We start from the raw sequence: 22,098 nt of genomic DNA on the forward strand, positions 1-22,098 counted from the left end.
TAAGGTATCGAGATCCGATCATGAGCCAACGGACAATCCCGCTGCCCCGCAAGCCGCCGCGCCCTATCACGCCTCTCATAGGCGCGCAATGCGGCGCCACAGGGTCATCGTGATGCAGGGTCGCTACCGGCAAGCATCGCATCGATACGCGCGATGTTCGCATCCAGTTCCGCTTTGATCTTACTGTCCTTTGGTGCGCTGGCGGCCAGCGGTGCCCATAGGTCGCGGGCGGCCTGCAACTGGCCGCTACTGGCGAGCGCCAGTCCGTAGAAATAGCGCGGCGCCGGACCTTCCGGTTCGATCGTCAGCGCACGGCGAAAGGCGAAATCCGCACTCGGCGACAGCGCGCCATCAGCATGGGCCATCAGCGCATTGCCCAGCCCCAGCCACAGATTCGCGTCCTCGGGCGTCTGGCGCAGGCCAGCGATCAGGATGTTGGCGGCGTCCTTCGTCTGACCACGCCGTCCAAAGGAATCCGACATCACCAGCCATTGTCCCGCCGGGCCATAGCGTTCGGCCAGCCCGCGCCGCTGTTCGGCCAGCTTCTCGTCGAACGCGATGTCCGCCTTGACGCTGCGCGGCGATCCGGCAAGCCCCGGATTGCCTTGCCACGCATAGCCTGCAAGCCCGATCAGCAACGCACCCGCCGTGATTTCGCGGGTCGAACGCGGTATCCGACCGATCAGCATCAGCGCGATCAGCGTCACGCCAGCCAGTGCAAAAGCAATGATCCATCCGGTCATGATTTTGCCCTTCGCTTGATACGGCCACGGATCAGGAACAGCCCAAGGGCGAGCAGCAGCACCGGCGCAGCCCAGAGCGGCCACAGGATCGGCGCAGCAGTCGGTTCGTAACTCACCCAGTCGCCATATCGACTGATGAGCCAGGCACGGATCGCTTCAGGCTGTTCGCCCGCCATGATCCGCTCGCGAATCTGCGATCGCATGTCGCCCGCCATCGACGCATTGCTGTCGGCGATCGACTGGCTCTGGCAGGTCAGGCAGCGAATGGTTTCCATCAGAGCCTTGGCGCGGCGTTCCTGCGCCGCGTCCGCAATCTGTCGATCAGCCCATGGCGCAGGCGGCAAGGCGGTCTGCGCCGCCAGCGGAGCAGTAAGCAGCATCAGCAGGAAAGCGAATATCCCCCTCATTGCGCAGCCTTCAACCGGTCGAGCAGCATCGGCACATCGTCGGCACGAATGTCGCCAATATGCTGGTAGGCAATACGCCCCCGGCCATCGATGACGAAGGTTTCCGGCACACCCGACGAACCGAGCGCAATCTGGACGGCGCTGCGCGCATCCAACCCTATGCGCGCATAGGGATTGCCGTTGCGTTTCAGGAAAGCGTCGACATCGGGCCGCGCATCGCGAATGGCGATGGCGTCGATCTGCGCGCCCGCCTGCCTGAGCGCGTCAAGCTGCGGCGCTTCGGCAGCACAAGGCACACACCAACTGGCAAAGATGTTCAGCAGGCGAGGCTTGCCGGTAGCAAGTTCCGTACTGGCAAGCGCAGGCCGATCACTCGCGGCAGCGGGCAGGGTGAAGGCAGGTAGCGCCTGCCCGACGAGGCGACTGTGAATGATACGGTCGTCCGGCTTGAACAGCCCGCTGGCGAACAGCGCGACAAAGCCCAGAAACAGTAGCATCGGCAGCCAGATCAGCACTCGCCTCATGCCGCCTGCCTCGCGCGCCATTTCATCAACCAGCCGCGACGTTCCCGCCCCAGCAGCGCCAGCGCGCCACCCAGTGCGATCATCACGCCGCCCAGCCAGATGAGCGTCACGAACGGCTTCCACCAGATGCGCAACTGCCACCGCCCGCCATCGACCTGTTCGCCCAGCACGACGTACAACTGCCCGTTCCAGCGGGTCAGCAATGCCGCCTCGCTGGTTGTCGTCGGCGGTGAAGAGAAAAAGCGCGATTGCGGATGGATCGTCACCGGCGTGTCGCCGCGATTGACCTGAATATCGGCTTGAAGCGCGGTCCAGTTGTCACCCGCGATCGGCATGATCTTGTCGAACCGCAAAGCCCAGCCCGCCGTGCTGATCGTGTCGCCCGGCCGCGCGGCGACCAGCTTCTCGACCGTGAAGGCGGAATCGCTGGCCATGCCGGCCATGCTCACGGCACACCCCATATGCGCGATGACCATGCCATAGGTGAACAGAGGCGTGCGCAGCAGATTGCGCTTCCACAACGGCGCCAAGCTGGCGACACCCACCGCGCCCGCGACGATCAGGCCCAAAAACGGCAATATGCCAATGCGACCCCAGGCCAGCACCGCCACCATGATCGTCAGCAGCACGCCAATGACTGCCGGTATCAACAAACGCCTGCCGACCACCGTCATGCGATCGCGCCGCCAGCGCACCATTGGCCCCACCGCCATCGCCACCATCAGCGCCAGGGCGATGGGTCCGGCGATCCGATCGAAATAGGGCGCACCGACCGAAACCTTGTGCCCGAACGCTTCGGTCATCAGCGGATAGAGCGTCCCGATCAGCACCAGCCCCAATATGACCGTCAGCAACAGGTTATTGATGACCAGCATCGTTTCACGACTGACCAGTTCGAACGGCGCACCTTCGCGCACCGATCCGATCCGCCAGCCAAACAGCGCTAAAGCTCCACCGATATAGACCGCCAGCAGCCCAAGGATGAAGCTGCCCCGCGAGGGATCGACGGCAAATGCATGAACGCTGGTCAATATGCCCGACCGCACGAGGAAGGTGCCGACCATCGACATGGAAAAGGCCACGACCGCCAGCATGACCGTCCAGGCACGCAGCGCATCGCGGGTCGCCAGCACGGTCACGCTGTGCAGCAAGGCCGTTGCCGCCAGCCAGGGCATCAGCGACGCATTTTCGACCGGGTCCCAAAACCACCAGCCGCCCCAGCCCAGTTCATAATAAGCCCAGTAACTGCCCGCCGTGATGCCCAGCGTCAGCAATATCCACGCGCCCAGCACCCAAGGCCGCATCGCGCGGGCAAAGGCCGCATCTACCTGCCGCGTCACCAGCGCACCGATCGCAAAGGAAAAAGCGACGGACAGGCCGACATAGCCAAGATATAATGTGGGCGGATGGAAAGCGAGACCGGGGTCCTGCAACAGCGGGTTCAGCCCCTGCCCGTCTGCGGGCGCTGGATCGATCCGTGCGAAGGGGTTGGAAGAGAAAAGCAGGAAGGCGTAGAAGCCAAGCGAAATCGCCGCCTGTCCGCCCAGCGTCGCCATATGCGTGTCCCGGCGCAGCGCGCGTTCGAACAGCGCAACCGCTGCCCCCGCAACGCCCATCACCGTCACCCACAGCAACATCGACCCTTCATGGTTGCCCCAAGTGCCCGCGAATTTGTAGAGCCAGGGCTTGGCCGAATGGCTGTTGGTCGCGACCAGCAACACCGACATGTCGGACCGCATGAACAGCGTAATCAGCGCTACAAACGCCACAGCCGTCAAAACACCCTGCGCGACGGCAGCGGGCCGAACGGCGGCCAGCAGTTCGGGCTTGGCCCCTTTCAGCCCCGCACAGGCAAGCACAAGCTGCAGCAACGCCAGCGCCGCCGCCAGCCAGAGCGCGGCAAGACCGGTCTCAGCAATCATGCGCGCCCGCCCCCAACAACAACGTCATTCCAGCGAAAGCTCGAAGCCCTCTTCTTTTTCGCGCACAGAAAGCGAGATCCCAGCCTATGCTGGGATGACGAAGAACGTCCCTCACCCCCCACACCGTCATCCCCGCGCAGGCGGGGGCCCATCTCCAGCCCGCGCCACACAGAACGGTCCTGGGATAGATTCCCACCTTCGCAGGAATGAAGGCGCGAAAAACCATGGTCACCGCTCCGCCTTCATCTCACGCGTCGTTTCATTGTAGGTCATGCCGTCCAACTCACGCGGCATATAGCGCTCGTCATGCTTGGCCAGCAGATTGGTCGCGATAAACGCCCCCTTGGTATCGAACGCCCCTTCGGCCACGACCCCGCTGCCTTCCTTGAACAGGTCGGGCGCGATGCCTTTAAATACAGCGGGCACGGTCGCCTTCCCATCGGTCACGTCGAAATGCAGCGTCACGCCATCGGCGGCCCTCTTCAGGCTCCCCTTGACCACCATGCCGCCCAAACGGATCGCCTTGCCCGGCTCGACGCCCTTGGCCCTGACGTCACCGGGCGCATAGAAATAGGCGGCTTCATCCTTCAACGCCGACGCCGCCAGCAGTCCCGCACCGATCAGGGCGACCAGCGCTGCAACCGCCAGGATCAGCCTTTGATGCTTGGCCTTCATGACTTGTCCGACACTGTCTGCGCCTGCCGCTCCGCATTACGCATGGCGCGCCAGCTGACGATGCTGACGATGGCGGTGCCAAGCAACGTCACGACATAGGCGGCGGTTACAAAGGCCCACTGGTTCATCACCCTATCCCCGCGCCAACCGTTGCATCCGCGCCTCGACCTTATTGCGCGCCAAAATCGCCCGCATCCGCATCAGCACGATCGCGCCGAACAAAAGTGTGAAACCGATCAGCGTCAGCGCCAGCGGCCACAGCAGCGATCCGTCAATGCTCGACCCGCTCAGCGTGATGGACGGCCCCTGATGCAGGCTGTTCCACCACAGGACCGATCGATTGATGATGGGAATATTGATTGCCCCGACCAGCGCGAAGATCGCGGTCACGGTGCTGACCCCACCCTGCTGCCCCGCACTGCCCTGCCTCGCACTGGCATTGCTGAGCGCGATATAGCCCAGATAGAGAAAAAAGAGGATCAGCATGGACGTCATCCGCCCGTCCCATTCCCACCATGTCCCCCATGTCGGCCGCCCCCAGATTGACCCGGTAGCCAGACAAATGGCGGTGAACAGCGCGCCCGGCCCGGCAATGGCGCGACCCGCAACGGCAGCCAGCGGGTGCCGCCACACCAGTTGCATCAGCGCGGCGATGGCAATTCCGGTCCATCCCCCCATGCCCAGCCAGGCGGCAGGCACATGGATGTAGAGGATGCGCACAGTCTCCCCCTGAAGATAATCGGCGGGCGTTACGAACAGGCCACAGGCGCACCCGGCGAGCAGCAACAGCAGGCCCGGCCAGAACAGCCAGCCCGTCAATGGACGCGCGATCTGCAAGAAGCGGGCGGGATTGGCGAAACGATGCATCAGGGCTGGCTCTTTAGCCGCGCCGCGCCCGCTTTGCCATGGGGCATTTTGTCGATGCGCGCCGTTGACAGCCCGGCTCCCTTTCGCCGATAGGCAATGACACCGGGCCAATGCGGACGCCCGGCCAGACGGGCATCCGTCCAAGTCCGTTCCACACGCCATATTCGTGGCGTCAGGAGCGTCTTCATGCCCATTTCCACCCAACCGACCAATATTCAGCAGTTGAGCCTGACCGCGCTTTTCCTCAAATTCCTGCGCTTTGGCGCACTCGCTTTTGGCGGGCCAGTCGCGCAAATCGCCATGCTGCGCCAGTCGTTGGTGGAGGAAGATCGCTGGATCGCCCCGGCCCGCTTCAATAAATTGCTGGCCGTGTTGCAGATATTGCCCGGACCCGAAGCGCATGAGCTATGCGTCCATCTCGGCATGGTCGCGCGCGGCAGGGCAGGCGGCATCGTCGCAGGACTGGGCTTCATGCTGCCCGGCCTCATACTGATGATGATCGCAGGATGGCTCTATACGGACTGGATCGCGGGGCATGCTGGCATGACCGGCCCGTTGCTCGGCGTCCAGATCGTCGTGCTGGCGGTCATCGCCCGCGCCGTGATCCGAATCGGCCAGCATATTATCGAAGATCGCCTGCTTGGCGTGATCGCCGCCGTGGCGCTGGTCGCCACGATGCTCGGCGCGCCCTTCTGGATCATCCTGATCGCAGCGGGCCTGTCCTACACATTGGCGCATCGCCCCGTCGTGGCGCTGCTGCTATTGCTCACCCCCATTCTCGGCGCGCTCGTTGCATATCATTTCGGCCCGGACCTTGGCCTGAGCGCGCCATTCGCCGCTCACGCTCACGCCACGCTCGCCATGCTCTTTGTCGCCGGACTAAAGGGCGGCCTGCTCACCTTCGGCGGCGCCTATACCGCCATCCCCTATGTCCGCGCCGATACGGTAGGTCGGGGATGGATCGGCGACTCGGCCTTTCTCGACGGCATCGCGCTCGCGGGCGTCCTGCCCGCGCCGCTTGTGATCTTCGCGACCTTCGTCGGCTATGTCGCGGGCGGCCCGCTGGGCGCGCTGGCAGTCACGGCGGGCATGTTCCTCCCCGCGTTCGCCTTCTCGCTCATCTTGTTCGAGCGGCTCGAAGCCATCGTGGAAAACCCCGCGCTCCACCGCATACTCAGCGGCGTAGCAGCAGCCGTCGTCGGCATCATCGCGGCCACCTTCCTGCAACTTGCCCAGGCCACCAGCGCTCGGGTGGCCAGTCCCCTCATCGCAGCGGCGATGTTTGCGCTCGCGCTACTGATCGCCTGGCGTGTGAAGGGCGCATGGGTCACACCCGCCATCGTAGGAAGCGGAGCGCTGCTGGGCTGGCTCATCGCGCCCTGATCCCCGAACGCGCCCCCGTGAAATTCCTCCGCAGACCGGGCAAAGGAACCGGCTGACACGCTTTTTTGTGACAGGAGGGCGACAAAGCCAACATCAACGACTATATGCGCGCACAACGACGCCCCTGGGGACACCTCCGGGACTGTCAGGAACGGCTATGGAACCGCTCGCACCCATGATTACGACAAACCCATTCGACGACGACAAGTTGCGCGAGGAATGCGGCATTTTCGGCATCACTCGCGCCGAAACGGCGTCTGCCATCGTGGCCCTTGGCCTCCACGCACTCCAACATCGTGGCCAGGAAGCCGCCGGCATCACCAGCTGGGACGGACATGATTTCCATACCCACCGAGCGATGGGCCATGTCGCTGGCAATTTCGACCGGGACGAAGTGATTCGCGCCCTGCCCGGCGACACAGCCTGCGGCCATGTGCGCTATTCCACCACCGGCGAAACATCGGTGCGCAACGTTCAGCCGCTCTACGCCGAACTCAACTCCGGCGGTTTCGCCATCGCCCATAACGGCAACATCTCCAACGCGATGAAGCTGCGGCGCGAACTCATCCGGCGCGGGTCGATCTTTCAGTCCACATCGGACACCGAAGTCATCATCCATCTGGTCGCAACGTCCAGCTATCGCACCCTGCTCGACAAGTTCATCGACGCTTTGAAGCAGGTCGAGGGTGCCTATTCCCTCATCGTCATGACGCCAGAAGGCATGATCGCCTGCCGCGATCCGCTGGGCATCCGGCCTCTGGTCATGGGAACACTCGGCGAATCGACCATCTTTGCGTCCGAAACCGTCGCGTTCGATGTCGTCGGCGCGGATTATGTCCGCTCCATCGATCCGGGCGAACTGGTGATCGTCACCACCGAAGGCGAAATCCGCTCGCACCGCCCCTTTGGCGAAACCAACCCGCGCCCCTGTATCTTCGAGCATGTCTATTTCAGCCGCCCCGATTCGATCGTGGACGGGTCCAGCGTCTATTCGGTGCGCAAGGCGATCGGCGCACAACTGGCGATCGAAAACCCTGTCGATGCTGACTATATCATCCCCGTGCCTGACAGCGGCGTCCCCGCCGCGATCGGTTACGCCCAACAATCGGGCATCCCCTTTGAACTGGGTATCATCCGGTCGCACTATATCGGCCGCACCTTCATCCAGCCCAGCGACAAGGTCCGCCACTTGGGCGTCAAGCTCAAGCACAACGCCAACCGCGCGTTGATAGAGGGCAAGCGGATCGTGCTGGTCGATGATTCGATCGTGCGCGGAACGACCAGCCTGAAAATCGTGCAGATGATGCGTGAAGCAGGCGCGGCGGAAGTGCATATGCGCATCGCCAGCCCGCCGACCAAGCATAGCTGCTTCTACGGCGTCGATACGCCCGAACGCACGAAGCTGCTCGCGCACCGTCTCGATGTGGGCGGTATGCAGGACTTCATCCACGCCGACAGCCTGTCCTTCATCTCGATCGGTGGCCTGTACAAGGCGCTGGGCGAAGCCGCCCGCTCCGACAGCCGCCCGCAATATTGCGACGCCTGCTTCACTGGCGACTATCCCACGACGCTCACCGATCAGGATGACGTGGTCGTCACCAACCAGCTTGAACTTCTGGCTGAGCGGGTCGCGTAAAACCTCCCACCCAGATCTAACAACCTCCGTTCGGGCTGAGCCTGTCGAAGCCCCTCGCTTCGACCGTCACAACCCGAACGCATTATAAGAGCGGCCTGCACGCAACTGCGCCGCTGAAATGGCGAGACCCATGATGCAAGACTTCCCCCTTTCCGGTAAATTGGCGCTCGTCACTGGGGCAAGCCGGGGCATCGGTGCCGCCACAGCACAAGCGCTCGCAGCAGCAGGCGCGCATGTCGTCCTGACCGCCCGGACCACCGGTGGGCTGGAAGAAGTCGAGGAACGCATCCACGCCGCAGGCGGCAACGCGACGATCGCCCCGCTCGACCTGACCGATGGCGAAAGCATCGGACGGCTGGCACAGGCCATCGGCGGACGCTGGGACGCGCTCGACATCATCGTCCTGAACGCCGCGACGCTTGGTTCGCTCGCAGCCGTGCCCTCGATCGACGCGAAGGAATTTGCCCGCCTGCTGACGCTCAACATCGCAGCGCCCCAGGCGCTGATCGCCGCGTTCGACGGCATGCTCCGCGCCAGCCAGGACGCCCGCGTCGTGGCCGTCACCTCTTCGGTCGCAAAGCCGCGCGCCTATTGGGCCGCATATGGGGCGTCGAAGGCCGCGCTGGAAACGCTGGTGGGCTGTTATGGCGAGGAGATGAAGAACATCTCGGCCATTCGTACCCACATTGTCGATCCCGGTGCAACGCGCACCGCCATGCGCGCCCGCGCCTTCCCCGGCGAAGACCCCGCGACGCTCAAAGGCCCGGAAGTGGTCGCCGACGCCATCGTCCAGTTGGTGAGCGCCGACACGCCGACCGGCCACAGAATGCGCGTAGAAGGCTGACTTCGCATAAATGGTTGCCGTGTTCCCGCGCAGGTGGGAAGCCAGTCCCGCCGTTCGATCTGGGTTCCCGCCTGCGCGGGAACACACGCCTTATACCCCCGCCGTTCGCTTCGAGCGAAGTCGAGAAGTCGAAAGCGCTGCGCTCGATATCACTAAGCGGGCTTCACCAAAGTCACCTGCGCTACATCGATCCCGCCGCCCGCAAAACCACCTTCACAATACATCAGATAGTATCGCCATAACGCTACAAAATGTTGGTCGAAACTGGCGGGCAATTCCCCTTGCTCGATCGCGCGGTCAAACCGCTCGCGCCATCGCCGCAACGTTTCCGCATAATCTTTGCCGAAGCGATAGACGTCCCGCCATTCCAGCCCCTGCGCCTCCCCCAATGCCCGAAACCGGCTTTCCGACATCAGCATCCCACCGGGAAAGATATAGGTCTGAATGAAATCCGCCCCGCGCGCATAGCGTTCGAAGATCGCATCATCGATCAAAATATATTGGATCGCCGCTTTGCCGCCCGGCTTCAGCAGCCGATGGATGGTCGCCAGATAATCGGGCCAGTAACGCTGCCCAACCGCCTCCACCATTTCGACGCTGGCGATGGCGTCATATTGCCCCTGAGCATCGCGATAGTCAGTCAGCAACACCTTCGCGCCCGAACCAAGCCGGTCGCGGGCATAATCGGCCTGCTCGACCGACAGGGTGATGCCCGTATAGTCGATCGCGCACCGCGCCATCGCCTGATCCGCCAGCCCGCCCCAACCGCATCCGATTTCCAGCATCGACGCGCCATCGGTCAGGTCGAGTCGATCGAGAATCGCATCGACCTTGCGCCGCTGCGCCAGTTCCAGGCTTTCGATCCGGCTGTCAGGGTCCAGGAACAAGGCACTGGAATAATGCATGGTCTCGTCCAGCCAAAGCCGGTAAAAATCATTCCCCAGATCATAATGATAGGCGATATTGTGGCGCGATCCGGTCCGGCTGTTGCGCCGCGCCCAATGCGCTGCCCGCCCGATCCAGCGCCCCGGCCCGTTGGGCCGCGCGACCTTCCCCAGCAATACGGCGTTGGTCATGAACAGGGCAAAGAGCGGCACGGGATCGGGGCTGGTCCACTCACCCGCCGCCCAGGCGCGATACCAGCCTGCCGATCCCCCCGTTGCCAGCCGAACCAGCGCCCTCCAGCGGACCAGATCGACCTCGCAATGTGGCCCCGGCGCTCGCCCGCCCAGCAAACGGCGCGTCCCGTCCGGCAAGGTCGCGTCGAGTGACCCCTGCTCCAATCCCCGATCAATCCGATCCAGCAACCGGTGGAACAGCGGCCCCAAAGCCTTGCCCAACAATCCCGATCCACGCCCGCGTGGCGGGCGGCGGACGGACAGGGCACGGCGGCCACGGCGGGGGTCGATCGCATTCATGACACAGGCTTCTGCCGCAAGCCGCGTTCCGCCGCAATCACCCCTTCATCTGTCGATAGGCGGCCAGCGCCCTCTCGCGGCCCTCGCGATGGCCGATGATCTTGTCGGGATAGGCTGGCGGCTTGACGTCATGCGCCTGCGGATCGTGGATCACATCGTCGGACAGGTCGGCCAGCTCAGGCACCCACTCCCGAATATAGCCCGCCGCATCGAACTTGTCCGACTGGCTGAGCGGCGCCATGATGCGGGTAAACAGATTGGCGTCCACCCCGCTGCCCGCCACCCATTGCCAATTGACGCTATTATTGGCGTAATCCGCATCCACCAGCGTGTCCCAGAACCAGCGCGCGCCATGCCGCCAGTCGATCAGCAGATGTTTGATCAGGAAACTGGCCGCGATCATGCGCACACGGTTATGCATCCATCCCGTTGCCCATAATTGCCGCATCCCCGCGTCCACGATCGGATACCCAGTCCGTCCCCGCTTCCACGCGGAAAAATCACCCCCAGCCTCCCGCAGGTCTCGCCACGGCAGCGCATCGAACTCGTCCCGCGCATTGGCGGAACCATAAGCGGTAAACTGGCAAATCTGCGTATGCGCATAATCCCGCCATATCAGTTCTTTATGGAAGACAGTTGCATCCTGCTTCGAAGATAGGATCCGATGCCACACATAGGCGGGCGACACCTCGCCAAAATGCAGATGCGGCGATAACCGCGACGTCCCCTCGACCGAAGGCAGGTTCCGCGCCGTGGGATAATCCCCCACCTCGTCGACAAAATCGGCGACCTTCTCCCTCGCCCCATCCTCGCCTGGCGACCAGTCGACAGAAAATCCACTGGCCCAGTCTGGATCGATCGGCAGCAAATCCCACGACGCCAGATCGTCGCTATCGGGCCAACAAGTCGGCGAACCTATGGTCCTCACTCTGGAAGTCGGCGCCGGGGGCGGCATATGCTCCATGACCGCGCGGGCAAAGGGGGTGTATATCCGATAGACGCCCCCCGCCCCTGTCCGCACCGTTCCAGGCGGCAACAACAGCCCGCCATCGTGCAATATCAGGTCCGTAATCTTGCCCACGGCCTTTTCCGCATTGCGCCACCACGGCTCATAATGATGCAGCCCATGCACCCGCTTTGCGCCGTTCTCCTTCGCCAGTTCCGCCAGCACATCCGCGCAATTCCCCCGCCGCAGGATCAGGCGTGATCCCTTGGCACGCAGGCTTTCGTCCAGCGCCGTCAGACTATGATGCAGCCACCATCGCGACGCCCCACCCATCACCCACTGGCGCGGCGTTTCATCATCGAGGATATAGACGGGAATGACTGGTCCGTCTTCGATGGCGGCGGCCAGCGCAGCCTGATCGGACAGGCGGAGATCCTGGCGGAACCAGAGCAGGACGGGATCGGACATAAGGGTGCAATGCCCCCAGACCTGCGCGGTTCCAAGCGACCCATTGGGCATATTGCCAACATCGTCCCATCGCAAATCGGACGAATAGCGATTCGTCCGATGGACGCGCGCTTCCGGCATCCCTATCTTGGGCATCATTCATCGGCGACGCGATGGGGACGCGCGTCGCACGGACAAGAAATCAGGGGACATATGGCTTCGATGCCGAACGAACAGGAATTGGGATACCGGCCATGCGTCGGCATCATGCTCGTCAACATGGATGGCAAGGTCTTCGTTGGCCAGCGGCTCGATAATGCCGTCGAAGCCTGGCAAATGCCACAGGGCGGAATTGACGAAGGCGAAGAAGCCAAGGATGCGGCTTTTCGTGAACTTGAGGAAGAAACGGGCATCGCTCCTGCGCTCGTGAAAATCATCGCAACTGCGCGCGACGAACATTTCTACGACCTCCCGCCCGAACTGGTCGGCAAATTATGGGGCGGCAAATATCGCGGCCAGCGCCAGTTCTGGTATCTCGCCCGCTTCCTGGGCCAGGATAGCGATGTGAATATCCAGACCAGGCATCCCGAATTTCGTGAATGGAAATGGGCCACGCCGGATTCGCTCCCGGAATTGATCGTGCCGTTCAAACGCAAGCTCTATCGCGACATCCTGCAGGAATTTCGCGACCTCATCTGATCGCAAAAGTCGGATCAGGGGGTTAAAATCCCCTGTCGAGCGGGTATGACGGCACGCATGCGCGTATGTCTGATCCTTCTCCCGCTTCTCCTCTCGTCGCCCGCCTTGGCCTCAGATCCCGACCTGCTGCCGACATCGGTACGCGAAATGATGGAAGCGGCGATCGCCAACGGCAACGAAACAGACATCGCCACCGTGTCCAAGATCGCCAAGCAGACCAACCCCGGATCGGCCGATGAAATCCAGCGCATGGTCAACAGCTGGAAAGAGCGGACCAAAGCGACTCATGACACCGTGATCCGGGAAGCGCGCTTCACTGAATTGTGGACTGGCCGGATCGAGGCAGGCGGCTTCCGCTCCACCGGCTCCACCAGCGAAATCGGCATCAGCGCCAATGCGACCGTGACTCGCGCCGGGCTGCAATGGTCGCATAAGCTGACCGCGAGTGCGGATTACCGCCGCGCGAACGGGGTGACCTCGCGCGAACGCTATTTCGCAGGCTATGAACCGCGCTACGAATTCGATCCGCGCGGCTTCGTCTATGGCCTTGCCCAATTCGAACGGGACATTTCGATCGGCTATGACCAGCGTTACACAGCTTCCGTGGGTGTCGGCTACAAGCTGATCGTCAGCAAGCCTGTCGATCTGTCGGCGGACATCGGCCCTTCCGTTCGAAAAGCCAACTATGTGACGGGCGAGGAAGAGACGAAACTTGGTGCGCGTGGATCGATGGCGCTGGCGTGGCGGATCACACCAACCCTTACGTTCAAGCAGACCGCGTCGGGTTACGCCGAAAGCGACGTCTATACGCTCAATGCCCTGACGGCGATCGAAACGAAGGTTGCCAGTCGCCTGTCAGCGGCGCTGTCCTACAACGTGCAATATGAATCCGAAACCCTGCTGTCGGCACGGGATTTCGATACGCTCAGCCGAGTGACGCTGACCTACGATTTTTAGGCCTTAGGCTGGGGTGGAGGCGCGCCACTCCCTCTGATAGGCTTGCGGCCATGACCATATTGTCCCCTGAAGAACGACGTCTGCTAGAGCAGGCCGCGCAAGCACCGATGCTCGATCAGGTTCAACGATGGTCGACAATCAACAGCGGCTCGCGCAATCTGGCTGGACTGGCCACGATGGCGGAATTGCTGGCCGACGCCTTTTCCACCTTGCCTGGAACGCTGCGACTGGTGGATGGCACGCCGGTCGAAACGGTCTCGGCGGATGGGCGCACCCTGACCAGCGATCATGGCCAGCATCTGCACCTTTCCGTCCGCCCCGACGCCCCGGTTCGCATCCTCCTGACCGGTCACATGGACACGGTGTTCCCGATCGATCATCCGTTTCAGATGCAGCGCTGGCTTGCGCCGAATATATTGAACGGGCCGGGCGTCGCCGACATGAAGGGCGGGATCGCCGTGATGCTTGCCGCGCTGAGCGCGATCGAGACGTCCGACGTGCCCTCTACGCTCGGTTATGACGTCGTGATCAATAGCGACGAAGAAGTGGGCAGCCCCTCTTCCGCCGCCCTGTTACGGCAGGCCGCATCCGGCAAGGTCGCCGCTTTCACCTACGAACCTGCCCTGCCCGACGGCACGCTGGCCGGGGCGCGCGCGGGCAGCGGCAATTTCTCCATCATCGTCACTGGCCTTAGCGCCCATGCAGGACGCAATCCCGACGACGGACGCAACGCGCTGCTGGCAGCCGCTGACCTTGCGCTACGGCTCAAGGCAGCGAGCGGCGCGGGCTTCTCCTGCAATCCGGCGAAGATCGATGGCGGCGGCCCGAACAATGTCGTTCCGGACCATGCCGTCCTGCGCGTCAATTTCCGACCGAGAACGCCTGTGGATGAGGACATTGTGCGTGCCCTCATCGATAGCGCGATGGCCGACGTCGCGCGCGACCATGGCGTGACGCTGCATTTGCATGGCGGCTTTGGCCGCCCACCCAAACCGATGGACGCCAGAGCGCTCGCGCTGTTCCAACTGGTGCAGGCATGCGGCACCGACCTTGGCATTGCCATCGGCTGGCGCGATACCGGCGGGGTATGCGACGGCAACAATATCGCGGCCTGCGGCGTTCCGGTGGTCGATACGATGGGCGTATGCGGCGGCGATATTCATAGCGACGCCGAATTTTTGCTGACAGACAGCCTGACTGAACGGGCACAGCTATCGGCGCTCGCCATGCTCAGAATGGCGCAGGGACGATATAAAGTAGAGGGGATGACCGCTTGAGCTTCACCATGCGCACGGCGCGCGCCGACGATTTGCAGACCCTCTATGAAATGGCCAAGCTGACCGGCGGCGGCTTCACCAACCTGCCCCCGGATCGCAAGGCGCTCGCCGCCAAGCTGGAGCGCACGGTAGAGGCGCTGGCGCGGGAAGAGGATGGCATCCGTGATGAACTGATCGTGCTGGTGCTGGAAAATGGCGAGACCGGGCAGGTACGCGGCACCTGTCAGATTTTCCCGACCGTGGGCCAAAGCTGGCCCTTCTATTCCTATCGCCTGGGCATGCTGACCCAGCATAGCCGCGCGCTGGAACGCACATTTCGCGCGCAGATGCTATCGCTCACCACCGATCTGGAAGGGTCGGTGGAGGTCGGCGGTCTGTTCCTTCACCCACGCGAACGGGCCGAGGGGCTGGGCCTGCTGCTCGCCCGCAGCCGTTACCTCTATATCCGCAATCATCGGGCACGGTTCGGGGATCGGGTCATCGCTGAACTGCGCGGCGTAATCGATGAAGCGGGCGGATCGCCCTTCTGGGATGGCCTTGCCGGGCGATTCTTCGGCATGAGCTTTCAGGAAGCGGACGAGTTCAACGCCGTCAACGGCAACCAGTTCATCGCAGACCTGATGCCCAAGACGCCCATCTACACCGCCATGCTGACCGACAGCGCCCGCGCCGTCATCGGCCTGCCCCATCCCAATGGCCGGGCGGCGATGCGGATGCTGGAAACCGAAGGGTTCGACAATGCCGGCTATGTCGATATCTTCGACGGCGGGCCGACGATGGTCGGACAGATCGACCAGTTGAAAACGATCGCCGCCGCGCGCGACGTCACCCTGTCCTCCATCCATGACGACACCGGGGCCAAAAGCGGGGACAAGATGCTGGTCGCTACCGGGCGGCTGGCCGATTATCGCTGCACCTACGGCTTCGTGCGCGAAAGCGAGGATGGCGCCATATCCATCGACGCAGGCTGCGCGGCGCGGCTGATGCTGGAACCGGGACAGATATTCACCATGGCGGGGCGAGCATGAGCGTCCGGGAAATCAATTTCGACGGCCTGATCGGACCGAGCCACAATTATGCGGGCCTGAGTCTGGGCAATCTGGCGTCGGCGCGCAACGCAGGCATGGTCGCCCGCCCGCGCGCGGCAGCATTGCAGGGCATCGAAAAGATGCGCGGCAATATCCAGCTTGGTCTGCCTCAGGGGATATTCCTGCCCCAATGGCGCCCCGACGGCGCATGGCTGGCCAGTCTGGGCACCGATGTTGCGCAGGCCGAACCGGCGATCCGGGCAGCGGCAATGTCTGCCTCCTCCATGTGGGCGGCCAACGCCGCGACGATATCACCCGCAACGGATACGGCGGATGGCCGCACGCACATGACCGTCGCCAATCTGGTGACGATGCCGCACCGCAGCCACGAATGGCCCCAGACGCTGGCGCAACTGCGGGTCGCCTTTTCGGACACCCGCGCTTTCGCTGTCCATGCGCCCATCCCCGCCCCCTTCGGCGATGAAGGCGCAGCGAACCATATGCGGCTGGCCGAAACGCACAACGCACCGGGCATAGAGATATTCGTCTATGGCGAGACTGGCGGTCCTTACCCCGCCCGCCAGCATATCGAGGCGAGCAAGGCGGTCGCCCGCCTGCATGGCCTGGACTCACGGCGCACGCTATTCGTGCAGCAATCCGAAGCGGCCATCGCAGCGGGCGCATTCCACAACGACGTGGTCGCCGTCGCCAACGAACATGTACTGTTTACCCATGAACAGGCTTTCGCTGACAAGGACGGCTTCTACGCCGCCCTGCGCGCCGCACTGCCCAACGTGGAGATTATAGAAGTGCCCGCCAGCGCCGTCAGCCTGGCCGATGCGATCAGCAGCTATCTGTTCAATGCCCAGCTTGTGACATTGCCAGTTGGCGGCATGGCGCTCGTGCTACCGACCGAGGCGCAGGAAACGCCGACCGTATGGCACTGGCTGGAACAGATGATCGCAGGCAACGGCCCCATCCGGCAACTGATTCCAGTGGATGTGCGCGAATCGATGGCCAATGGCGGCGGCCCTGCTTGCCTGCGCCTGCGCGTCGTCGCTGATCCTGCGACAATCGACCCTCGCTTTCTATTGGACGAAGCCAGACTGGACGCCATCGGGCGCATCGTCACCGATTTTTGGCCGGAGGAAATCGCGCCTGACGACCTGTCCGACACCCGCCTCATCGCCCGCATCGAACAATCGTGGTTAACCCTTGTTGACCATTTGCAGCTTTCGGGCGACTTGTTCCCTTAGCGACGGGGCAGACGTCGAACGGGATCATCATGGAACGCATCAGGCGCCTTTTTACTGTAAAGACCAAGTTCGAAGCGTTCCTGATAATCTACGCGCTCGCTCTGGGTGCGTGCGAACGGGGCGTGGTCTATATGCACCAATATCCGGGCTTTGGCGGGCAGTTGCTGGCGCTCTGCTGCACAGGCGCGGTCTTCATGGCGGGTGGCAAGATGCTGGACGCACTGGAGTATCAACGCAGCTACGGATCCTGACGCCGCGCTTTCATCCATAACGGCCTGATCTGCCTTTTCTCCTTTTGTTCGCTGCTTCTATCCTGACGTCCTGCCAATCAAGGGAGTCAGACATCCATGTTGGACGAATTACGAGGTCAAAGCGTCGCCGCCGCCGAACTGGTTCGTAATTTTGCGCATTGGCGCGAAATCGGCGCGCGCGAACCAGTGATGATCACCCATCATGGCCGTGAAACGCACATCTTCATGGGCGTGGACAATTTTCGTACCATGGCGGCCAGGGAAATCGCAGCCCCACCTACGGATCTCCTGCGCGAATTGGCCAGCCATATTCATCAGGGGCTGATCCTCTGCAACGCCGACCTGATGATCGATTACGCGAATGGCGTGGCACTCGCCATGACCAGGCGGTGGGACCAGCATCTGGACGGGAAATCCCTTTGGGATGCGCTACCCGAATTTGCCGGCACGCTAACGGAAGCACATATCCGCCATAGCCTCACGTCCGGTGAAGCAAGTGCAGCCGACATTCCCTCTCCATTTCGCAGCAATAGCTGGCTACATTTCGAAACTTTCCCTTTTGGCGAAGGTATTGGCCTCCTGCTGCGTGACATCACAGCCGACATGCAGCGCTATCGACTGGCCGACGTCAAGATCGCGATTCTCAAAGCAATGAGCGTGCATGGCCGGGTCGGCTATGTCCGTGTGTCGACACGCGGCTTCATCGAAACGGCAGACGAAACATTCTGCGCGATGGTGGGCCTGCCGGAAAACCGGCTGTCGAGCGTGTGCATTTCCGATCTGGTCGAACTGTCGGCTCGCCCCGCCTTCCGCGAGCAACTGGAACAGACTTTGCGTGGCGAAGGCGATCGACGCGTCACGACTCGCCTGCTGACCAATGACGGAGCGCTGTTGGGCATTGATGCCGCGATCGCCCAACTCCACGGCACCTATGGCAATGAAGGCGCGGTCATCGTCGTAACATTGGCGCCCGACTGACATGCTTAGCCTTCCCATTTTACACAGAAACCTGCGTCATTTCGGATCGAAATCGATGCATATCGGTAAGGCTGTGGGCGGAAAGCCGCGACATTGGAGGAACTGGAGCAAGCCCTTCCGGTAAATTGCGCATATTCGCATGGACGATAGCCAAACCGCTTCTTGATCAGACCGGGCCTAGCCTGGGGTCATGCCGAAACCCGCTCCCCGCTCACTCCGCCGGATCGCCACGCTGCTCCGCCACGACGCGGGCAGCGTCCTGATCGAAGCGGCCTTTGCCATCCCCATATTGATTACCCTGCTCCTCGGCATGGTGATCTATGGCAACTGGTTCATGACCGCGCATAGCCTGCAACAAGCGGCCAATGACGCAGCGCGCGCGGCGGTCGCAGGACTGGACTCCGCCGAACGGCTGGCGCTGGTGAACCAGAGCGTGAACGCCAGCCGCCCCGCCTTCCCCTCACCCTCGGCGCAGGCGATCGTGGTCGACACTGATTACAGGGACGATTTCTATCGCGTGACGCTCAGCTACAACCTCGCCAACACGCCCATCTTTTCAGCGTCCCCCTTCCCGATAACCGCGCCATTGCTCGAACGCAGCGCCATCGTGCGGATCGCCCCGCAATGACCCGATACGCCCTTTGCGTCAGCCAGAAGGGTGCGATCAGCCTCATTATGGCAGGGTCGCTATTCATGCTAGCGGGGGCTGCGACGGTGGCCGTCGACCTTGGCTCGGTGTTTCTGGCCAAACGCCAGTTGCAGGGCATCGCCGATGCCGCCGCACTCGCAGCAGCTGGGGGTGGCCGGACGGCCGCCGAACAACTCGTCGGCCAAAGCCCCATCGGCGGCGTCTCCGTCTCCAGCTTCGAAAGCGGCAGCTACACGGCCGACCTCACTATCCCGGTCACGCAACGCTTCGTTCCCGGCGGCGGGGATGGCGCGGCTGCACGGGTGGAGGTACAGCGCCGCACACCTCTCTTCTTCGCTCGCTTGCTGGTAGGACGCGATGGTGTCGACCTGAAGGCACGCGCGACTGCCGCCCGGAGAGATGCCACTGCCTTCTCGCTCGGCACCGGCCTCGCCTCCCTCAGCGGTGGCCTGCCCAATATGCTGTTGTCCAATCTGGCGGGCACGGAACTCAATCTGTCAGTGATGGACAGTCAGGGGCTGGCGAGCCTGAACCTGGACCTGCTTGGCGTCGCCGATGCTCTACGCCTGCGCACGGGCCGCAATGACGATGCCTATGGCGCGCTGTTCGACCGGGACATCCCCGTGTCAGATATCATCGCCGCCATGGCCGACAGCGCGGGCAGCAGCCAGAGCGCCGCCATATTGGCCATGATGGCGGGCCGGATAGCGGGACGCTCGCTCAAGCTCAGCGACATCATCGACCTTGGCCCGGTGCGGGGTGCATCCAGCGCGAATGGCCAGCCTAACATCTTGCTCGACGCATTCTCGATGCTGCGGATGATCCTCAGCCCACCATCGGGCACGTCCGTGCCCATGGACCTGCGCCTGAATGTGCCCGGCCTCGCCAGCACGCGCCTGATGCTGGTCATGGGTGAAGGCCAGGCCCGATCCCCCATGCTGACCATAACGAGCGAACGAGACGTCGTATTGCGCACAGCGCAGACCCGCATCTATCTCGAAAGCAGCGTGGCCAGCGCATTGGCGGGCATCGCGACCGTGCGCATTCCACTCTATGTCGAACTTGCCGCCGCCGAAGCGCGCCTGTCCGCGATCGATTGTACGCGCGGATCGGCGAGTGAAGGCGTCAAGCTGGCCGTCACCCCCTCCATCGGGTCAGCAGCGCTGGGCGAAATCGACGTCAGCGCGCTCACCAACTTCTCCACCCCTGCCAATCCGCGCCCGGCCATATTGGCGCAAACGCTGCTGGGCACGCGGATCACCGGCTATGCCAATGTCGCGCTGGGCGGCACACAGGCACAGACCGTCCATTTCACTCCATCGGAAATCAACGCGCAGCAGGTCAAGCGCGTCAGCACGCAGGATCTGACACAGGGACTGGCCGCCAGCCTCGCCAGCCGGGTACAAGTACAGGTGTCCTTACTGGGCATTACGGTGGGGAACAGCCCACTCTCCCCCGCGATCGGACTGCTGCTGGGCACCACCGCGCCCCTGATCGATGGTGTTTTGAATGCCGTCACCAGCACGCTGGGCGTCCAACTGGGCACCGCCGATGTGCGCGTGCATCAGTTGCGATGCGGCATGGCGACCGTCGTCGCCTGAAACACTTGCGCCTTGGCGTCGCTACGGTCAGGAGCGGAAGCCATGGGCGCGATCATGCTACAGGGAACCGGGTCGGACGTCGGCAAATCGGTGCTGGTCGCCGGGCTATGCCGGGCGCTGGTGAAGCGCGGCTATCGAGTACGCCCGTTCAAGCCGCAGAATATGTCCAACAACGCCGCCGTCACCAGCGATGGCGGAGAGATCGGCCGGGCGCAGGCATTGCAGGCGATCGCCTGTGGCATGGCTCCCCATACGGACATGAACCCCGTCCTGTTGAAACCACAAGCCGACCGCACGTCCCAACTCATCGTCCACGGCCAGGTGCGCGGCACATTGGGGTCGGGCAATTTCCGATCCGCCCGTGGCGACCTGCTCGGCGCGGTGCTGGAAAGCTACCACCGGCTGCACGCGCAGTGCGACATCGTCGTGGTGGAGGGCGCGGGGTCTCCCGCCGAAATCAACCTGCGCGCTGGCGACATCGCCAATATGGGCTTTGCCCGCGCAGCCAATGTGCCAGTTATCCTGATCGGCGACATTGACCGGGGCGGCGTAATCGCGGCGGTAGTGGGCACCCGCACGGTGATCGACCCTGATGACGCAGCGATGATCTGTGGCTTCATCATCAACAAATTTCGGGGCGACCCCGCCCTGTTCGCGGACGGCTATGCGCAGATAGAGGCGTTGTCGGGCTGGACAGGCATGGGCGTCGTGCCATGGATCAATGCCGTGGCGCGCCTTCCCAGCGAGGATGCCGTTGCGCTCGAACGCGTGGTGCAACCGGGCGACGCGCCGCTCGTCATTGCCTGCCCGGTGTTGCCGCGCATCTCCAATTTCGACGATCTCGACCCGTTGAAGCTGGAACCGGGCATCGACTTGCGCATGATCGGTCCCGGAAAGCCGATCCCGGCGGAAGCGGCGCTCGTCATCCTGCCGGGTTCGAAAGCGACCATCGCTGATATGCAGGCTTTGATCGCTCAGGGGTGGGACATCGACATCAAGGCACTTCGTCGCCGTGGTGGTGCGATATTGGGTCTGTGTGGCGGCTATCAAATGCTGGGCCGCTCCATCGCAGACCCGTTGGGACTGGAGGGGCCACCAGCGACGGTAGCGGGGTTGGGGCTGCTGGACATCGAAACCGTGCTGGGCGGTGCCAAGACGCTCGAAGAGGTGCGGGGCACGGCAATGGGCGCGGGCTTTGGCGGCTATGAAATGCACATGGGCCACACGACCGGCCCGGATTGCGCCCGCCCATTCGCCTGGCTCTCCGACAGGTCAGCCAAACGACCCGATGGCGCGGTCAGCCGCGACGGACTCGTTATGGGCAGCTACGTCCACGGATTGTTGGGCAGCACGGACCTGCGCGATGCGCTGCTAAAACGGATCGGCGGCCATTCCATCGGACAAGACTATGATGGATCGGTCCAGGACGCGCTGGATGAGGTCGCGGCACTGCTGGAGGCGCACATCGATATTGACGCGATCATCGCACTGGCGACGGCGTAATTCAGCGAGACATATCATCGAACCCTGATGATGAGTTCGCAATACCGAACGGCTGCCTGAATGTGTGCAGGCCCGGATCACCGATTT

Annotated in this window: 23 protein-coding genes; 13 read left to right on the top strand and 10 right to left on the bottom strand. The window is 62.9% G+C overall.

The window, feature by feature from the left end:
• Positions 1 to 104: 104 nt before the first annotated feature.
• The 8 genes from WA070_RS13515 to WA070_RS13550 form a co-directional block, all read right to left on the bottom strand.
• Entirely contained in the window at positions 105 to 743 is a 639-nt protein-coding gene (locus WA070_RS13515; protein WP_422634453.1) for a tetratricopeptide repeat protein, read from the bottom strand.
• Positions 740 to 1,150 (bottom strand): cytochrome c-type biogenesis protein, encoded by a 411-nt coding sequence (locus WA070_RS13520; protein WP_422634454.1) that lies wholly within the window; start codon positions 1,148 to 1,150, stop codon positions 740 to 742. The genes WA070_RS13515 and WA070_RS13520 overlap by 4 nt, the downstream gene beginning before the upstream one ends.
• Positions 1,147 to 1,674: a redoxin family protein gene (locus WA070_RS13525; protein ID WP_422634455.1), complete on the bottom strand. Its 528-nt coding sequence runs from the start codon at positions 1,672 to 1,674 to the stop codon at positions 1,147 to 1,149. Before WA070_RS13525 ends, WA070_RS13520 begins: the two co-directional genes overlap by 4 nt.
• Positions 1,671 to 3,596 carry a heme lyase CcmF/NrfE family subunit gene (locus WA070_RS13530; protein WP_422634456.1) on the bottom strand — a complete coding sequence of 642 codons (1,926 nt, stop codon included), beginning with the start codon at positions 3,594 to 3,596 and terminating at the stop codon, positions 1,671 to 1,673. Before WA070_RS13530 ends, WA070_RS13525 begins: the two co-directional genes overlap by 4 nt.
• 228 nt (positions 3,597 to 3,824) lie before the next feature.
• Positions 3,825 to 4,271: a cytochrome c maturation protein CcmE gene (gene ccmE, locus WA070_RS13535; protein ID WP_422634457.1), complete on the bottom strand. Its 447-nt coding sequence runs from the start codon at positions 4,269 to 4,271 to the stop codon at positions 3,825 to 3,827.
• On the bottom strand, positions 4,268 to 4,399 hold the full coding sequence (locus WA070_RS13540) for a hypothetical protein (protein ID WP_422634458.1): 132 nt from the start codon (positions 4,397 to 4,399) through the stop codon (positions 4,268 to 4,270). The genes ccmE and WA070_RS13540 overlap by 4 nt, the downstream gene beginning before the upstream one ends.
• A 4-nt stretch (positions 4,400 to 4,403) precedes the next feature.
• The gene (ccmC, locus tag WA070_RS13545; protein ID WP_422634459.1) at positions 4,404 to 5,138 is read right to left on the bottom strand and encodes a heme ABC transporter permease CcmC; all 735 of its coding nucleotides are present in this window, start codon (positions 5,136 to 5,138) and stop codon (positions 4,404 to 4,406) included.
• Positions 5,138 to 5,326, bottom strand: coding sequence for a hypothetical protein (locus tag WA070_RS13550; RefSeq protein WP_422634460.1), 189 nt, complete (start codon positions 5,324 to 5,326; stop codon positions 5,138 to 5,140). Before WA070_RS13550 ends, ccmC begins: the two co-directional genes overlap by 1 nt.
• Between WA070_RS13550 and chrA the strand changes: the two genes are divergently transcribed.
• The 3 genes from chrA to WA070_RS13565 all read left to right on the top strand — a co-directional run bounded on the left by chrA (position 5,325) and on the right by WA070_RS13565 (position 9,001).
• Positions 5,325 to 6,521 carry a chromate efflux transporter gene (gene chrA, locus WA070_RS13555; RefSeq protein WP_422634461.1) on the top strand — a complete coding sequence of 399 codons (1,197 nt, stop codon included), beginning with the start codon at positions 5,325 to 5,327 and terminating at the stop codon, positions 6,519 to 6,521. The genes WA070_RS13550 and chrA overlap by 2 nt on opposite strands.
• 175 nt (positions 6,522 to 6,696) lie before the next feature.
• A complete protein-coding gene (gene purF / locus WA070_RS13560) occupies positions 6,697 to 8,157 on the top strand; it encodes an amidophosphoribosyltransferase (protein ID WP_422634462.1) in 1,461 nt (486 codons plus the stop codon).
• Between the two features lie 133 nt (positions 8,158 to 8,290).
• Positions 8,291 to 9,001, top strand: coding sequence for an SDR family NAD(P)-dependent oxidoreductase (locus WA070_RS13565; protein WP_422634546.1), 711 nt, complete (start codon positions 8,291 to 8,293; stop codon positions 8,999 to 9,001).
• 152 nt (positions 9,002 to 9,153) lie between these two features.
• On the opposite strand, the gene WA070_RS13570 is transcribed toward WA070_RS13565, so the two are convergent.
• A complete protein-coding gene (locus WA070_RS13570; RefSeq protein WP_422634463.1) occupies positions 9,154 to 10,419 on the bottom strand; it encodes a class I SAM-dependent methyltransferase in 1,266 nt (421 codons plus the stop codon).
• A 37-nt stretch (positions 10,420 to 10,456) separates the two neighbouring features.
• A complete protein-coding gene (locus WA070_RS13575) occupies positions 10,457 to 11,833 on the bottom strand; it encodes a cryptochrome/photolyase family protein (protein ID WP_422634464.1) in 1,377 nt (458 codons plus the stop codon).
• A gap of 192 nt (positions 11,834 to 12,025) precedes the next feature.
• On the opposite strand from WA070_RS13575, the gene WA070_RS13580 reads away from it, so the two are divergent.
• The 10 genes from WA070_RS13580 (at position 12,026) to WA070_RS13625 (ending at position 22,011) form a co-directional block, all read left to right on the top strand.
• Positions 12,026 to 12,511 carry an RNA pyrophosphohydrolase gene (locus WA070_RS13580; RefSeq protein ID WP_422634465.1) on the top strand — a complete coding sequence of 162 codons (486 nt, stop codon included), beginning with the start codon at positions 12,026 to 12,028 and terminating at the stop codon, positions 12,509 to 12,511.
• A gap of 57 nt (positions 12,512 to 12,568) precedes the next feature.
• Positions 12,569 to 13,468: a DUF481 domain-containing protein gene (locus tag WA070_RS13585; RefSeq protein ID WP_422634547.1), complete on the top strand. Its 900-nt coding sequence runs from the start codon at positions 12,569 to 12,571 to the stop codon at positions 13,466 to 13,468.
• A 50-nt stretch (positions 13,469 to 13,518) separates the two neighbouring features.
• Positions 13,519 to 14,745 (top strand): hydrolase, encoded by a 1,227-nt coding sequence (locus tag WA070_RS13590; protein ID WP_422634466.1) that lies wholly within the window; start codon positions 13,519 to 13,521, stop codon positions 14,743 to 14,745.
• On the top strand, positions 14,742 to 15,773 hold the full coding sequence (locus WA070_RS13595; RefSeq protein WP_422634467.1) for an arginine N-succinyltransferase: 1,032 nt from the start codon (positions 14,742 to 14,744) through the stop codon (positions 15,771 to 15,773). The genes WA070_RS13590 and WA070_RS13595 overlap by 4 nt, the downstream gene beginning before the upstream one ends.
• The gene (locus WA070_RS13600) at positions 15,770 to 17,029 is read left to right on the top strand and encodes an N-succinylarginine dihydrolase (protein WP_422634468.1); all 1,260 of its coding nucleotides are present in this window, start codon (positions 15,770 to 15,772) and stop codon (positions 17,027 to 17,029) included. The genes WA070_RS13595 and WA070_RS13600 overlap by 4 nt, the downstream gene beginning before the upstream one ends.
• Before the next feature lie 29 nt (positions 17,030 to 17,058).
• The gene (locus WA070_RS13605) at positions 17,059 to 17,280 is read left to right on the top strand and encodes a hypothetical protein (RefSeq protein ID WP_422634469.1); all 222 of its coding nucleotides are present in this window, start codon (positions 17,059 to 17,061) and stop codon (positions 17,278 to 17,280) included.
• Positions 17,281 to 17,376: 96 nt separating this feature from the next.
• Positions 17,377 to 18,258, top strand: coding sequence for a PAS domain-containing protein (locus tag WA070_RS13610; RefSeq protein ID WP_422634470.1), 882 nt, complete (start codon positions 17,377 to 17,379; stop codon positions 18,256 to 18,258).
• 190 nt (positions 18,259 to 18,448) lie between these two features.
• Entirely contained in the window at positions 18,449 to 18,886 is a 438-nt protein-coding gene (locus tag WA070_RS13615; RefSeq protein WP_422634471.1) for a TadE/TadG family type IV pilus assembly protein, read from the top strand.
• Complete coding sequence (locus WA070_RS13620) at positions 18,883 to 20,508, top strand: pilus assembly protein TadG-related protein (RefSeq protein ID WP_422634472.1); 1,626 nt, start codon at positions 18,883 to 18,885, stop codon at positions 20,506 to 20,508. Before WA070_RS13615 ends, WA070_RS13620 begins: the two co-directional genes overlap by 4 nt.
• Positions 20,509 to 20,550: 42 nt before the next feature.
• Entirely contained in the window at positions 20,551 to 22,011 is a 1,461-nt protein-coding gene (locus WA070_RS13625; protein WP_422634473.1) for a cobyric acid synthase, read from the top strand.
• Positions 22,012 to 22,098: the final 87 nt, after the last annotated feature.

This window comes from Sphingobium sp. (assembly GCF_049304695.1).
Lineage (GTDB): Bacteria > Pseudomonadota > Alphaproteobacteria > Sphingomonadales > Sphingomonadaceae > Sphingobium.